12 protein-coding genes and 1 riboswitch are annotated in these 13,703 nt (G+C 70.3%); of the genes, 6 read left to right on the top strand and 6 right to left on the bottom strand.

Annotated elements, in window-relative coordinates; all coding sequences use genetic code 11:
• Nucleotides 1-121 precede the first annotated feature (121 nt).
• A complete protein-coding gene (locus OG975_RS29410; RefSeq protein ID WP_406332380.1) occupies nucleotides 122-1,720 on the top strand; it encodes a peptidoglycan DD-metalloendopeptidase family protein in 1,599 nt (532 codons plus the stop codon).
• A gap of 108 nt (nucleotides 1,721-1,828) precedes the next feature.
• Here OG975_RS29410 and pcrA read toward each other — a convergent pair whose 3' ends face one another.
• The gene (pcrA, locus tag OG975_RS29405) at nucleotides 1,829-4,300 is read right to left on the bottom strand and encodes a DNA helicase PcrA (RefSeq protein WP_406332379.1); all 2,472 of its coding nucleotides are present in this window, start codon (nucleotides 4,298-4,300) and stop codon (nucleotides 1,829-1,831) included.
• A 75-nt stretch (nucleotides 4,301-4,375) separates the two neighbouring features.
• Entirely contained in the window at nucleotides 4,376-4,528 is a 153-nt protein-coding gene (locus tag OG975_RS29400; protein WP_406332378.1) for a hypothetical protein, read from the bottom strand.
• Between the two features lie 223 nt (nucleotides 4,529-4,751).
• Nucleotides 4,752-4,925: riboswitch (cyclic di-AMP (ydaO/yuaA leader) on the top strand.
• A gap of 7 nt (nucleotides 4,926-4,932) precedes the next feature.
• On the opposite strand from OG975_RS29400, the gene OG975_RS29395 reads away from it, so the two are divergent.
• Both OG975_RS29395 and OG975_RS29390 read left to right on the top strand, forming a co-directional pair.
• A complete protein-coding gene (locus OG975_RS29395; RefSeq protein WP_406332377.1) occupies nucleotides 4,933-6,099 on the top strand; it encodes an NlpC/P60 family protein in 1,167 nt (388 codons plus the stop codon).
• 97 nt (nucleotides 6,100-6,196) lie between these two features.
• Nucleotides 6,197-7,174: a tellurite resistance/C4-dicarboxylate transporter family protein gene (locus OG975_RS29390; RefSeq protein WP_406332376.1), complete on the top strand. Its 978-nt coding sequence runs from the start codon at nucleotides 6,197-6,199 to the stop codon at nucleotides 7,172-7,174.
• On the opposite strand, the gene OG975_RS29385 is transcribed toward OG975_RS29390, so the two are convergent.
• Nucleotides 7,152-7,505, bottom strand: a complete 354-nt coding sequence (locus tag OG975_RS29385) for a hypothetical protein (RefSeq protein ID WP_330306794.1) — start codon at nucleotides 7,503-7,505, stop codon at nucleotides 7,152-7,154. The two genes, OG975_RS29390 and OG975_RS29385, sit on opposite strands and share 23 nt — an antisense overlap.
• Nucleotides 7,506-7,900: 395 nt before the next feature.
• On the opposite strand from OG975_RS29385, the gene OG975_RS29380 reads away from it, so the two are divergent.
• Nucleotides 7,901-8,983, top strand: coding sequence for an NlpC/P60 family protein (locus OG975_RS29380; RefSeq protein ID WP_406332375.1), 1,083 nt, complete (start codon nucleotides 7,901-7,903; stop codon nucleotides 8,981-8,983).
• A 4-nt stretch (nucleotides 8,984-8,987) separates the two neighbouring features.
• On the opposite strand, the gene OG975_RS29375 is transcribed toward OG975_RS29380, so the two are convergent.
• Nucleotides 8,988-9,755 carry a LuxR C-terminal-related transcriptional regulator gene (locus OG975_RS29375; RefSeq protein WP_406332374.1) on the bottom strand — a complete coding sequence of 256 codons (768 nt, stop codon included), beginning with the start codon at nucleotides 9,753-9,755 and terminating at the stop codon, nucleotides 8,988-8,990.
• A complete protein-coding gene (locus OG975_RS29370; RefSeq protein ID WP_406332373.1) occupies nucleotides 9,752-11,074 on the bottom strand; it encodes a PspC domain-containing protein in 1,323 nt (440 codons plus the stop codon). The genes OG975_RS29375 and OG975_RS29370 overlap by 4 nt, the downstream gene beginning before the upstream one ends.
• A 184-nt stretch (nucleotides 11,075-11,258) precedes the next feature.
• Here OG975_RS29370 and OG975_RS29365 point away from each other — a divergent pair, with 184 nt between their 5' ends.
• Both OG975_RS29365 and OG975_RS29360 read left to right on the top strand, forming a co-directional pair.
• A complete protein-coding gene (locus OG975_RS29365) occupies nucleotides 11,259-12,698 on the top strand; it encodes a PspC domain-containing protein (RefSeq protein ID WP_406332372.1) in 1,440 nt (479 codons plus the stop codon).
• The gene (locus OG975_RS29360) at nucleotides 12,685-12,909 is read left to right on the top strand and encodes a hypothetical protein (protein ID WP_406332371.1); all 225 of its coding nucleotides are present in this window, start codon (nucleotides 12,685-12,687) and stop codon (nucleotides 12,907-12,909) included. The genes OG975_RS29365 and OG975_RS29360 overlap by 14 nt, the downstream gene beginning before the upstream one ends.
• Before the next feature lie 22 nt (nucleotides 12,910-12,931).
• Here OG975_RS29360 and OG975_RS29355 read toward each other — a convergent pair whose 3' ends face one another.
• Nucleotides 12,932-13,462 (bottom strand): DoxX family membrane protein, encoded by a 531-nt coding sequence (locus tag OG975_RS29355; protein WP_330306788.1) that lies wholly within the window; start codon nucleotides 13,460-13,462, stop codon nucleotides 12,932-12,934.
• Nucleotides 13,463-13,703 lie beyond the last annotated feature (241 nt).

Below are 13,703 nucleotides of genomic sequence, written 5' to 3'. Positions count from 1 at the left end.
CCTGCGCGAGGGAAACCTGCCGAAGATTGTCCCGCCCGCGTACCGCCGGGTACAGTCACCGCACTGCTCTGCCAGCCGCACTGCTCTACCAGCCCCTGTTGTCGAGGCGAAAGAGAAGTTGGTGAACGACCGTCACCCGTCGGGGACCGCAACTCCCCCGGCTCCGGCTTCCGATGCCGCCTCGGCGCTCTACGCGTCGTACGGCGGGCAGGAAGTCCAGTACGGCGACTTCACCACCTACGACGGCTACACCACCACCGGTTTTGACACCGGCGCGGGCGCCACGGGCAGTTACGCGACCACGAGCTTCGCGACCGACCCCCTCTTCGGCGACATGACGGGCCAGGGCGGCGGCACGGGTTCGTACGACGCCACGCAGTGGAGCACCGGCAGTCACCAGACGTTGAACTACGACCCGTACGCCGCACAGCACCAGGCCGCGTACGACACCGGCAGCTACGAAACGACCACGTGGGCGACCGGTTACCAGCAGCTCGCCGACATCCCCGCGCAGCATCCGGGCCCCGACACCTCGGGCCAGTGGGACGCGACCGCCTGGCTCCAGACCGATCAGCCGCTCGACCACACCCAGCAGTGGAGCGCGCCGTCCCAGGAGACGGGCGCGTACGACGCGACGCAGTGGAACACCGTCGGCGGCCACGACACTTACGAGTCGTACGACCACACACAGCCCGACGCGTACGAGCACCAGCACCAGCACCCGCAGGCCGACGCGTACGAACAGCAGCATCCGCAGGCCGAGTCGTATGAGCACCAGGCCGAGCCGCTCGCGCCCGAGTCCTTCGACCAGCAGGCGACCTCCACGTTCGAGCAGCTCCCGTACGAACAACCCGCCGCCGCGGACGACGAGTTCGAGACCTCCGCCGACACGGACGACACCGGCGACGAGTACGAGACGCCGCTGCTCGACGACATGGAAGAGGTCACCCCGGCCCCGCGCGCCGCTTCGCGGTCCGCCTCCCGCTCCCGTCGCCGTACTCCCGCGAAACGTTCCGCTCTGCTGACCGTCGCAGTGCCCTCGGCTTGTGTGATGGGCGTCGCCGGGATCGCCGCGGCCTCCGTCGGCAGCATCGGCGGAAGCGACAGCAAGGACACCTCGGCCAGCGCGGCCGACGCGACCTCGGTGAAACCGTCCGCCGCCAACAACAAGTTGGACACCCAGCTGCAGAGTCTCTCCGCGGGCGCGGACGACTTCGCCGACCGGGCCAGCCGGACGCAGGAACGTATCGACCTCAAGGCCCAGCAGGCAGCCGAGAAGCAGAAGGCGGCGGCGGAAGCCGCCCGCAAGGAGCGACTGCGGCCGAAGTTCGCGCTGCCGGTCACGCAGAAGGGGCTCAGCGCCTACTTCGGCCAGGCGGGCATCAACTGGATGTCCGTGCACACGGGCATCGACTTCCCGGTCTCGTACGGTACGACGGTGATGGCCGCGACCGACGGGACCGTCCGCACGCAGTGGAACAGTGCGTACGGGAACATGGCGATCGTCACCGCCAAGGACGGCACGGAGACCTGGTACTGCCACCTCTCCAGCTACAAGGTCGCGTCGGGCACGACCGTCAAGGCCGGTGACCCCATCGCCTTCTCCGGGAACTCCGGCAACTCCACCGGTCCGCACCTGCACTTCGAGGTCCGCCCGGCCGGCGGCTCGGCGATCGACCCGCTGCCGTGGCTGCGCAGCCACGGCCTGGACCCGACGTAACAACCCTCGAACCCCCGCGACGTAACAACCCCTGGCATACAACCGGGGTCATCGCCTGCGCCTGGGACCCGGCGTAACAACTGCCGGGCCCCGCCCACGCCTACCGCCCTACAGCTTCTCCACCGGCGCGTACCGCAGCAGCAGCCGCTTCGGCTTCGGCTCCCCGAAGTCGACCGTCGCCTCCGCGTTCGCGCCCGTCCCCTTCACGCCGACGACGGTTCCGAGGCCGAACTGGTCGTGTGTGACGCGGTCCCCGACCGCCAGCGAGACCACCGGCTTCTCGGAGGCACCGCGGCGCGTCGCGAACCCGGAGGCCCCCGAGGCGGCGGACCGCGAGCGCGAGGACGACAGGGACGCCGCGATGCCCGAGGCCGGACCCGACGACACGGGAGCCATGGCACCCGTGCGCTTCCAGTCCAGGTGGGCCTCCGGGATCTCCTCCAGGAAGCGCGACGGCGGGTTGTACGAGGGCTGCCCCCACGCGCTGCGCATGGACGACCGGGTGAGATACAGCCGTTCCCGCGCGCGCGTGATGCCGACGTACGCCAGGCGCCGCTCCTCCTCCAGTTCCTTGACCTGTCCCAGCGCACGCATGTGCGGGAAGACGCCGTCCTCCATGCCGGTCAGGAAGACCACGGGGAATTCGAGGCCCTTGGCGGTGTGCAGGGTCATCAGGGTGATGACGCCGTTGCCGTCGTCCTCGTCCGGGATCTGGTCGGAGTCGGCGACGAGCGCGACCCGCTCCAGGAACGCGGCGAGCCCGACGGGCGCCGCGGTCTCGCCCGCTGCCTCGCCCTCGCCGGACTCCTGCTCGAACTCCAGGGCCACGGCGGCGAGTTCCTGGAGGTTCTCGATACGGGTCTCGTCCTGCGGGTCGGTCGAGGCCTGCAACTCGGCGAGATAGCCGGTGCGTTCGAGGACCGCCTCCAGCACGGTGGCCGGGCCGGCGCCCGATTCCACGATCGTACGGAGGTCCTCCATGAGCGTGTTGAACCTCTTGACCGCGTTCGTCGAGCGCGCCGCCATCCCGTACGCCTCGTCGACGCGGCGCAGGGCCTGCGCGAAGCTGATCTTCTCGCGCTGCGACAGTGCGTCGATCATCGCCTCGGCGCGGTCGCCGATGCCGCGCTTGGGGACGTTGAGGATGCGGCGCAGCGGGACGGAGTCCTCCGGGTTCGACAGCACGCGCAGATACGCGAGGACGTCCCGGACCTCCTTGCGTTCGTAGAAGCGGACACCGCCGACGACCTTGTAGGGCAGGCCGACGCGGATGAAGATCTCTTCGAAGACGCGGGACTGCGCGTTCGTACGGTAGAAGACGGCGACGTCGCCCGCCTTGGCCTCGCCCGCGTCGGTGAGACGGTCTATCTCGTCGGCGACGAACTGTGCCTCGTCGTGCTCGGTGTCGGCGACATAGCCCGTGATGTTCGAACCGGCGCCCGCGTTGGTCCACAGGTTCTTGGGGCGGCGGGACTCGTTGCGCTCGATGACCGCGTTGGCGGCGGACAGGATCGTCTGCGTGGAGCGGTAGTTCTGCTCCAGCAGGATCGTCGTCGCGTCCGAGTAGTCCTCCTCGAACTGGAGGATGTTGCGGATGGTCGCGCCGCGGAAGGCGTAGATCGACTGGTCGGCGTCGCCCACGACGCACAGCTCGCCGGGGTCGCTGTCGGCGGGCCCCACCAGCTCCCTGACCAGGGCGTACTGCGCGTGGTTGGTGTCCTGGTACTCGTCGACCATGACGTGGCGGAAGCGGCGGCGGTAGTGCTCGGCGACGTCCGGGAAGGCGCGGAGCAGATTGACCGTCGTCATGATCAGGTCGTCGAAGTCGAGCGCGTTGGCCTCGCGCAGCCGCGACTGGTACATCGCGTAGGCCTGGGCGAGGGTCTTCTCGAAGCCGTCGGCGGCCTGGGCCGCGAAGTCCTCCTCGTCGATCAGCTCGTTCTTCAGGTTCGAGATCTTGGCGCTGAACGACTTCGGCGGGAAGCGCTTGGGGTCGAGGTCCAGGTCGCGGCAGACCAGGGCCATCAGACGCTTGCTGTCGGCGGCGTCGTAGATCGAGAACGAGGAGGTGAAGCCGAGCTTCTTGCTCTCGCGGCGCAGGATCCGCACGCACGCGCTGTGGAAGGTCATCACCCACATCGCACCCGCGCGGGGGCCGACGAGGTGCTCGACGCGCTCCTTCATCTCGCCCGCGGCCTTGTTCGTGAAGGTGATCGCGAGGATCTGGCCGGGGTGGACATTGCGCTCGGCCAGCAGATACGCGATCCGGTGCGTGAGCACACGGGTCTTGCCGGAGCCCGCGCCGGCCACGATGAGCAGCGGGGAGCCGGAGTGCACCACGGCCGCCCGCTGGTTCTCGTTCAGCCCGTCCAGCAGCGCCGCCGCGTCCACGGCGGGCCGGGGCGCGCCGTCGCGGTAGTACGCGTCCCGGTCCGGCGGCACGTCGAACTTCCCGCCGAACAGATCGTCCGGAACGGGTTCCGGTACGTGATCGTCCTCGGGCGGCGGCGGGGGTTCTTCCTCGTGGGCCCGTGAGGGCTTGAGGTCCGCCAGGAAGCTGTCATCAAAGAGGCTGCTCATCGCTCTCCGAGTCTAGGCCGCCCCACTGACAGCCCGCCGCCACCCTGAAAACTCGACCGGAAGTCGTGACGCGGCTCAGAAGCCCAGGATCTTCCGGAGCCGGTCGCCCGGCACCCTCTCACCCTCCAGACCCGGTCCGTCACGGTCGGCGACGATCGTCGCCTTGCCGGGCACCCCGGCTTCGGCGACGTACGGCTGCCCGCTGTCGCACGAGAGCCGACGCGGCATCCGACCGTGACCGATTGCAAGCTAACGCCCGGAGCGGGGCGGACGTCACCACTCCCGACAAGTCGCCATAGATCACTCCGAATTGACCGCGCGGGGTGACGCCCAGGGCAAAGGTCACGAAAATGTATCGGGCATATCGCACATCAACCTTCACACGGGCCACACGAGTTGGCTAGCGTGCCGGGCAGGCCGCTCGACCCGCACCGGCGAACATCGCCGGGCCGTGCGGCCTCCGCCGAGTTCGGCGCGCCCTCGCGGCAGCCGGAGCCGGGGACCCAACCGACCTTGGGGTGAATCGGTCCACCTGCCTTGTGGGGCAAGGACCGTAGGGCAAACCTTCCGGAACCACCCGCCCGAACCCGACAGCTAACTCGGTAGGCGGATGACGGAAGGAGTCGCCTCTCTTGGCGTCGCATCGCACACCGCGTCCTACGGGTACGCGCGTAGCAGGCATACGGACCCCCGCCGCCCTGGCGACGGCGGCGCTCACCTCGGTGGCCCTGCTCTCCCAGACGGCGAACGCCGCGCCCTCGGCCGAGCCCAGGCCGAGCCTCGAAGAAGTCGAGAAGAAGGTCAACGACCTTTACCACCAGGCCGAGACGGCCACCGAGAAGTACAACGCGGCGAAGGAGAAGACCTCCAAGCAGCGCAAGAAGGTCGACACGCTCCTCGACGACGTCGCCAAGCGCACCGAGAAGCTCAACACCTCGCGCGAGGAGCTGGGTTCGTTCGCGGCGGCGCAGTACCGCACCGGGGCCTCCGCCCCCGACACCGCGACCCTCCTGCTCGCCGACGACCCGCAGGACTACTTCGACCAGACCCAGCTGATGAGCCGTCTGACCACCCGCCAGAAGGCGGCCGTCGACGACTACATCACGGAGCAGGCCGCCACGACGAAGAAGCGCGCGGAGGCCTCCAAGAGCCTGCAGACGCTGACCACCTCGCAGAGCGCGCTCAAGACGTCCAAGGCAGACGTCCAGAAGAAGCTCTCCGCGGCCCGCGAACTGCTCTCGGACCTGACCGCCGAGGAGAAGGCGCGGCTCGCGGCGATCGAGAAGAAGAAGCAGGAGGAGGCCGACCGCAAGGCGGCCGCGCTGGCACAGCAGCAGGCAGCCGCGGAGAAGGCGGCGGCCGAGAAGGCGGCCCAGCAGGAGTCGTCGTCGAGCACCTCGACCGGTTCGTCGAGCTCGACCACCACGGACTCCTCGTACGCCACCAAGGCCGCCAAGGCCATCGCCTTCGCCCGCGCCCAGATCGGCAAGCCGTACGTCTGGGGCGCGACGGGCCCCGGCTCGTACGACTGCTCCGGACTCACCCAGGCCGCCTGGAAGGCCGCCGGCGTCACACTGCCGCGCGTCACAACCGACCAGGTGAACGCGGGCACGACGGTCTCCCTCTCCGACGCCCAGCCCGGTGACCTGGTCTTCTTCTACGACGACGTCAGCCACGTGGGTCTCTACATCGGCAACGGCATGATGATCCACGCGCCGAAGCCGGGTGCGTACGTCCGCGAGGAGTCGATCTACTACGCCGGGACCTCGATCATCCACAGCGTGGTGCGTCCGGCGTAACGCGTTCCTGCGGGGCACGCGCGCGTGAGGCTTGTCATCCGCCACGCGCGCGCGTGGCCCGCGGGCAACCGGCCCGAAGATCCCTAGCATCGGGCCCATGCCAGCAGCCGTCTCCCCGCTCCGCACCTGGTGGGCCCAGCGACCGCCCGCCGCCGGTGCCGCCGTCATGGCCACCGGCATCATCTCGGTCGGGCTGCATCTGACCGGCTACGAGACCCTGTCCCGTATCGCGCTGGCCCTGGCGTCCGCCGGCTGGCTCGCGCTCGCCGCGGACTTCGTCGTCCGGCTGCTGCGCGAGCGGGAGCGGTGGGTGGAGGAGGCGGGCACACCGGCCGGGCTCACCGCCGTCGCGGCGACCACCGTGCTCGGTACGGGGCTGTCCGCACTGGGGTGGCAGGGGCCGGCCGAGGCCCTGCTCGCACTGTCGGCCGTCCTCTGGCCGGTGCTGCTCCTCAACGTCATGCGGCACTGGAAGCGCCGTATGACGGGAGTCGTGTTCCTCGTGTGCGTGGCCACGCAGGGGCTCGCGGTGCTGGGCGCCACGCTCGCCGCGGCCGTGGGCCCGGAGTGGCTCGCGCATACGGCGCTGGTGCTGTTCTGGCTCGGGATCGCCCTCTACGGGGTGGCGCTCGCGCACTTCGACCTCCGGGAGGTGGCCCGGGGCGCCGGGGACCACTGGATCGCGGGCGGCGCGCTCGCCATCTCGGCGCTGGCCGGGGCCAAGCTCATCACCGCGCACCACGTGAACCCGTACCTGTGGAACAACGACGACCAGCGCGTCCTGCGCGCCGTGACCGTCGCGCTGCTGGTGCTCGACCTCTTCTGGTACTGCGTCCTCGTCGTCGCGGAGCTGGTGTGGCGTAGACCCCGGCACGACGTACGACGCTGGGCGTCCGTCTTCCCGATGGGGATGACGGCGGTGGCGGCCCTGTCGGTCGCGACCGCCCTCGACATCCCCTGGCTCAAGGGGCCCGGGCAGGTGCTGCTGTGGATCGCGGTGGCGGGGTGGCTGGCCGTCGCGGCGGGAGCCGTGCGGTCGTCCGCCGTGGCCGTCAGGTCCAGAGCACCGCGATGAAGATGTTCGCGGTGGTCAGCAGCCCGACGAGCCCGAAGAGGCCCTTGTCCACCTTCTCGTCGTCCCGCTTCACATAGACGAGCCCGAGGATCACGATCAGCAGGGCCAGCTTCACGCCGATCTTGATGGTGTTGACCGTGTTGTCGTCGGCCTGGTTGAGGCCGACCAGCACGACGCCCGTGACCAGCATGGTCAGCGCGCCATGCAGCATCGCGGGGACGAAGCGAGCGGTGCCCTGGCCCATCGCCTTCATCTGGGTGAGGAAGCCGCCGAGAAGCGAGGCGATGCCGATGATGTGCAGGCCGACGAAGAGATGGATGAGTACGTCCATGAGGCCGGAGCCTAATCGGAGGCCCAAGTCCCTCTTGTCACCGGCCCACCCCTTGTAACCCCTAGCACCCGGGCAACCCCGGTTTTCCCGGATTCGCCGCATCGGTCATCGCACCGCGTGAAGTCGGCGACGCCAGGCGGGGATCACGGTCACATACGGTCACTGACCGATCCAGTGGCGACAGTTCCGTACATGGCGTTACCAACGCCTCACTCCCAGGTTTAGCGTCCTCCACCAGGTGACCGGCTCCCCAACGCCGCCCGGGCCAGGGGCGGCAGCCGGCCACCACCGCCGAGAAGGTCCGGCGGCGGCTCGCTCCCCCTGTGTGGGCCGCCGCCGGACGCGTTACCGCTGACCGCGCTCCCCTCGCGGTCGTACCGAAGGATGTGGCCCTCGTGGCAGCGCACCGCAAGCCGAGACCGCGCTCGCTCGGTGGAAACACGGCCCGCACAGCCGCCACGATCGCCCTCGCGGGCGCGGCGACGGCGACCGGCTTCGACGGGACCGGGCACGCCGATCCGCAGCTGTCTCCGGCGCAGGTGAAGGCCAAGGTCGACAAGTTGTACGAGGATGCGGAGGTCGCCACCGAGAAGTACAACGGCGCCAAGGAGAAGGCCGACAAGGCGGAGGAGCGGCTGAACACGCTGCGCGACGAGGCCGCGCGCAAGGAGGACCGGCTCAACTCGGCGCGAGACGCCCTGGGTTCGATAGCGGCGGCGCAGTACCGCAGCGGCGGCCTCGACCCCGCACTGCAGCTCGCGCTCTCCGACGATCCCGACCAGTACCTGGACGGGGCCGCGTTCGCCGAGCGGGCGGGCAGCCGGCAGGCGGCGGCCGTGGGCCGCGTACGCAAGCAGCTGCGGGAGATCGAGCAGTTGCGCGGCGCCGCGCACGTGGAACTCGCCTCGCTCAAGTCGCGGCAGGCCGAGCTGAAGCGGCACAAGAAGACGATCAACGGAAAACTCGACGCGGCACGGCTGCTGTTGTCCCAGCTCAGCCCCGATCAGCGCGCGCGGCTCGGGGAGACCGGCGGAGCCGGCGGCGTCGACGGCGCTGGGCAGCGCGCCTCGCGCTCGTCGTCCCGAGACCTGGACCCGGTGTCGTCGTCCGGTACCGTCGCGGCCCCCAACTCCCGTGCGGCGGCGGCCATTTCCTACGCCTACGCGAAGCTCGGCAGCCCCTATGTCTGGGGCGCCACGGGCCCCGACGCATTCGACTGCTCGGGCCTCGCCCAGGCCGCGTACCGCTCGGCGGGCATCTCGCTGCCCCGGACGACCTACGCCCAGATCAACGCGGGACGCCGTGTCTCGCGCTCCGAACTCCTCCCGGGCGACCTGGTGTTCTTCTACTCCGGCATCAGTCACGTCGGCATCTACGTGGGCAACGGCATGATGATCCACGCCCCGAACCCGACGGCGCCGGTACGCGTGGCGCCGATCGACGAGATGCCGTTCGCGGGGGCCACTCGGGTGGTGTGAGCGACTAGACGAGCCGTCGAGCCGTGGCCCAGCGGGTCAGCTCGTGCCGGTTCGAGAGCTGGAGCTTCCTGAGGACCGCCGAGACATGGGACTCCACCGTCTTGACGGAGATGAACAGCTGCTTGGCGATCTCCTTGTACGCGTACCCGCGGGCGATGAGGCGCAGGACCTCGCGCTCGCGCTGGGTGAGGCGGTCGAGGTCCTCGTCTACGGGCGGGGCGTCGGTCGAGGCGAACGCGTCCAGGACGAACCCGGCGAGGCGGGGTGAGAAGACCGCGTCGCCGTCCTGGACACGGAAGACGGAGTCCACGAGGTCCGTGCCGGTGATCGTCTTGGTGACGTACCCCCGGGCGCCGCCGCGGATGACCCCGATGACGTCCTCTGCCGCGTCCGACACGGACAGCGCGAGGAAGCGGACCGGCTGCTCGGCGTCGGCCATCAACGGGGCACAGCGGCGCAGCACTTCGACACCGCCGCCGCCCGGAAGATGGACGTCGAGCAGGACGACCTCGGGCCGGGTGGCCGTGATGACCGTGACCGCCTGGTCGACGTCGGCTGCCTCGCCGACCACCTCGACGCCGGTCCGCTCGGTCTGCCCGATCTCGGCCTGCACGCCCGTACGGAACATTCGGTGGTCGTCGACGAGCACGACGCGCACCCGACGCCCGCCCCCGGCCGGATCGGCCGCGCCCGCGGCCTCTCCGGATGCGGCGGCCGAAGGGGTCTCCTCAGCAGAACTGCCGGACTCCACAGGCCCGTTCGCGTCACTCATGACGTCTTCGCCCTCTCCATCTCCAGCTCGACCTCGGTGCCGCCGTCCGGCACCGCGCGCAGTCGCGCCGTGCCGCCGTTGCGCTCCATGCGGCCGATGATCGATTCTCTAACGCCCATGCGGTCGGCGGGTATCGCGTCGAAGTCGAAGCCGGGGCCGCGGTCGCGGACGGACACGAAGACCGTCCTGCCCTCGACTTCGGCGTAGACCTGTACGGCGCCGCCCTCGCCACCGTACTTGGCCGCGTTCACCATCGCTTCCCGCGCGGCCTGCATCTGTGCGGTCAGGCCGTCGTCGAGCGGGCAGTCGCCGACGATGACGACCTCGATGGGGACGCCGTGCTTGTCCTCAACCTCGGCGGCATGCCGCCGGACGGCCTCGGCGAGGGTGTCGGGCTCGTCGGCCTCGTCCTTGCCCGTGCCCTCCGGTTTGTAGAGCCAGGCGCGCAGGTCGCGCTCCTGGGCTCGGGCCAGCCGCCGTACCTCGTTGCCATTGTCCGCGTTGCGCTGGATCAGGGTCAGGGTGTGCAGAACGGAGTCGTGGACATGGGCGGCGACCTCGGCCCGCTCCTGGGCGCGGATACGCATGAGGCGCTCCTCGGAGAGGTCCTGGGTCATGCGGACGAGGTAGGGGCCTGCGAGGAGCGCTATGCCGACGAGCACGGCCAGCGCCGCCTGTAGGACGGAGCCGAGGTGGGCGGCGGAGCCCTGGAGGACGAATATCCCGGAGACGCCCGCGGTGACCAGCAGCACGCCCGCGGCGGAACGCAGCAGCGTGATCGTACGGCGGCGGCGGCCGACCTCCACCCAGCGGGCCCGCCGCGCGTTGTCCGCCTGGCGCCAGACCAGGGCGACGCCCGCGCCGACGAGAACGGTCGGCCAGAGATAGGCCTTCGCCCCGCCCCCGAGATTCACATTGCCGACGAAGACCATGGCCACGACGACCATGAGGAGCAGCGCGACGATCTGGCCCTTGTCGGGCTTGCGGGCCACGAGTCTGCGGCGGCCGTCCGGAGCGGTCTCGGTGGTGAAGGCCGGCGTACGCCCGGAGCCGACGCCGCCGACGCCGAGCGGCACGAAGAACCAGAACGCGGCATACAGCAGCGCCCCCAGCCCGTCCGCCATGAACAGTCCGGCGAACACGAGCCGCACCCAGATCACCGGCAGCCCGAGATGCCCGGCGAGCCCTCGCGCCACGCCCCCGAGCCAGCGTCCGTCGCTGCTGCGGTAGAGCTTGCGCGGGGGCCGCGGGTCGTCGAGGGGCATGACTGCGGCTTCCGGCATGCCATCGATGTTCACACGCCCGGCGGGCCCGGGCATCAGGGTCGACCCCCGAGACGCCCCTGATCTTCGAAATCCGGCGAGGGATCCGCGGGGGGAAACCGACGATCGGCAGTTCCCCTCCCCGCCTCCGCCCCCCTCCACCCCCATCAGGGCCGATATCAGGGTTCGGCCAGGGTCATCCCGACTGCCGTCACGCCTTCCCGCCCGTCACCATGGACGCATGACAGATCAGCAGCACGCGGCAGCGGAGCCGGACCCCGGCCCCGGCCCGGGCGCCCCACCGCCGGGCACCGGGCCGCGGGACGCCGTGCCGCCCGCACCGGGCCCTGCCGAAGGTGCCCAAGGTGAGGAGCCGCGCGCGCACGAGGACCCGGCCGAGCCCTCCGCCCCGCTCCAGCCCGACGTCCCGCGCAAGTTCCGGCGCGACCGTCGGCAGAAGATCCTGGGCGGGGTGTGCGCCGGTCTCGGCCGGCAGTGCGACATGGACCCGGTGATCTTCCGGATCGTCCTCGCGGTGCTCGCCGCGACCGGCGGCATCGGCCTCATCTTCTACGGCTTCGTGTGGCTGTTCGTCCCGTACGACGACGAGGAGGAGAACGAGGTACGCAAGCTGCTCACCGGCCGTGTGGACGGCCAGGCACTGACGGCCGTTCTCTTCGCGCTCGTCGGCTGCGGAGTGTTCCTCTCCATGCTCAACAACGGCGGGGTGCTGACCTTCGCCGTCGTCCTCTCCCTCCTCCTGGCGGGCGCGGGGTACTGGTCGCAGCAGCGCGGCACCCCCGACCCCGACCCGCTCGCCGCCCAGGCCGTCGCCGACGCCCCGCCCGAGGCGCAGGCGCCGCCCGTCCCCGCCTCCTACCCCTCCTGGTGGCGCGACCCGATCGTCAAGGACGGATCGCATGTGGGCGGCACCGGCTATCTGTGGGGCCCGAAGGACGCGCGGGACCGGGATGTCGCGGCAGCGGTCAACATCGCCCGCGGCACGACCCGCCCGGACATACGCACCACCCGCGAGCCGAAGCCGCGCGGCCCCCGCTGGATCGGCGGCCGGGTCTTCCTGTTCGCGCTCCTCGCGGGCGGCCTCGGCACCGGTCTCACCTGGAACGACCACGCGCTCGGCACCAGCCTGCAGACCGGCCTGGCCTGCGCGCTGATCGTGTTCGGCCTGGGCATAGCGATCAGCTCGTTCCTGGGACGCACGGGCGCGGGCTCGATCTTCCTCGCCGTGCTCACGGCGGCCCTGCTCGCCGCCTCCGCGGCCCTCCCGAAGGACATCAGCACCCACTGGATACGGACGGAGTGGACGCCCACGGCCACGGCCGACGTACAGAAGAGCTACGACCTCGGCACGGGCGTCGGCACCCTGGACCTCACCCACCTGAACCTCGCCAAGGGCCAGAAGGTGAAGACGAACGCGGAGGTGGGTGCGGGCCGGCTGAAGGTGATCATCCCCAACGACGCGACCGTGAAGCTGAACATCGAGGTGGGCGTCGGAGACATCCAGCTGCCGGGCGACGGCAAGAAGGACGTGGACGTGGAACCGGGCAAGCACAAGCAGGTGACCCTGTCGCCCACGACAGGCGACAAGAACGGCGGCACCCTCGAGCTCGACCTCCAGGTCGGCGTGGGACAGGCGGAGGTGACCCGTGCTACGTCATGAGTTCCAGCCGGGAAAGCTGATCGCGGGCTTCTTCCTCACCCTCACGGGCGTCATCTACGCCGGTGACGCGGGGGACGCCTGGGACACCCCGTGGTTCGTGGTGATCCCCGTCGTCACGGGCGGCCTCTGTCTGGCAGGCGCGGTGGCACTCGTCACCCACGCCGTCCGCAGACGCCGCGCCGAACCCAGCCGGTCCGACGTCAGCGTCTAGGGCCTGATCCGCCGGACAGGCCCTAGCGATAGCCCCCGGCGCGCTGCCCGCGCCGGGCTCGCAGGGCCGCGTCCAGGGAGAAGACCGAGGCACCCGCGAGGACGAGCGGGAGCCATGCCATCAGATAGGCGAGGTCATTGCCGTAGTAGTACGGGTCGGAGGCCCAGCTCACCGTCAGCCACAGGCTGAGGGAGATGAGTGCTCCGCCCAGTGCGGCGAGGCGGGCCAGCAGGCCGAGCAGGGTGCCGATGCCGACGGCCAGTTCGCCGAGGGCGATGGCGTAGCCGAAGCCGACGGGGCTCTTCAGGGCCAGGTCGACCAGCGCCGGGATCGCGGAGGAGTCGCGCACGCTGCGCATCAGGTCCCCGATCGAGCCCGATCCCGAGTCGTGCATGAAGGTGCTGTTGGTGAGTTTGTCCAGGCCGGCGTAGATGAAGGTGACGCCGAGGAAGACGCGGAGGGGTAGCAGGGCGTAGCGGGTGGCGGTGTCCCGCCAGTCCCGCCTCTCGTCGAGGTAGGGCGAGTGAGTATCCGTCCGCATACCGTGAGTCATCGCTCTCCGCCGCCTCTCACCCGCGTGCCGTTGACCCCTCAAACAGACCATACGTACGACAGCCGACCTCCGCTCAATCCTCGGAGCCCGTTTTTTCCTGGCTTCGGCCCAACCAAAGACGTTCTTCGCCCCCGCCGCCCCTACCCGTCCCATCCCTTCCCGGGGGCTCCGCCCCCAGACCCCCAAAAGATTGCGCAGTTCCCCGCGCCCCTGAAATGACCGGGGTTGTTCGTCGTCTGCG

It is taken from the genome of Streptomyces sp. NBC_00203, from assembly GCF_045206325.1.
GTDB lineage: Bacteria > Actinomycetota > Actinomycetes > Streptomycetales > Streptomycetaceae > Streptomyces > Streptomyces lutosisoli.
This window is presented reverse-complemented; position numbering and strand designations above follow the sequence as displayed.

What these genes read in the sequence shown, in the direction of transcription:
- OG975_RS29355 (WP_330306788.1), bottom strand. Translation starts at nt 13,462, where the DNA reads ATGACTCACGGTATGCGGACGGATACTCACTCGCCCTACCTCGACGAG.
- OG975_RS29385 (WP_330306794.1), bottom strand. Translation starts at nt 7,505, where the DNA reads ATGGACGTACTCATCCATCTCTTCGTCGGCCTGCACATCATCGGCATC.
- OG975_RS29390 (WP_406332376.1), top strand. Translation starts at nt 6,197, where the DNA reads ATGCCAGCAGCCGTCTCCCCGCTCCGCACCTGGTGGGCCCAGCGACCG.
- OG975_RS29370 (WP_406332373.1), bottom strand. Translation starts at nt 11,074, where the DNA reads ATGCCCGGGCCCGCCGGGCGTGTGAACATCGATGGCATGCCGGAAGCC.
- OG975_RS29375 (WP_406332374.1), bottom strand. Translation starts at nt 9,755, where the DNA reads ATGAGTGACGCGAACGGGCCTGTGGAGTCCGGCAGTTCTGCTGAGGAG.
- OG975_RS29365 (WP_406332372.1), top strand. Translation starts at nt 11,259, where the DNA reads ATGACAGATCAGCAGCACGCGGCAGCGGAGCCGGACCCCGGCCCCGGC.
- OG975_RS29400 (WP_406332378.1), bottom strand. Translation starts at nt 4,528, where the DNA reads ATGCCGCGTCGGCTCTCGTGCGACAGCGGGCAGCCGTACGTCGCCGAA.
- pcrA (WP_406332379.1), bottom strand. Translation starts at nt 4,300, where the DNA reads ATGAGCAGCCTCTTTGATGACAGCTTCCTGGCGGACCTCAAGCCCTCA.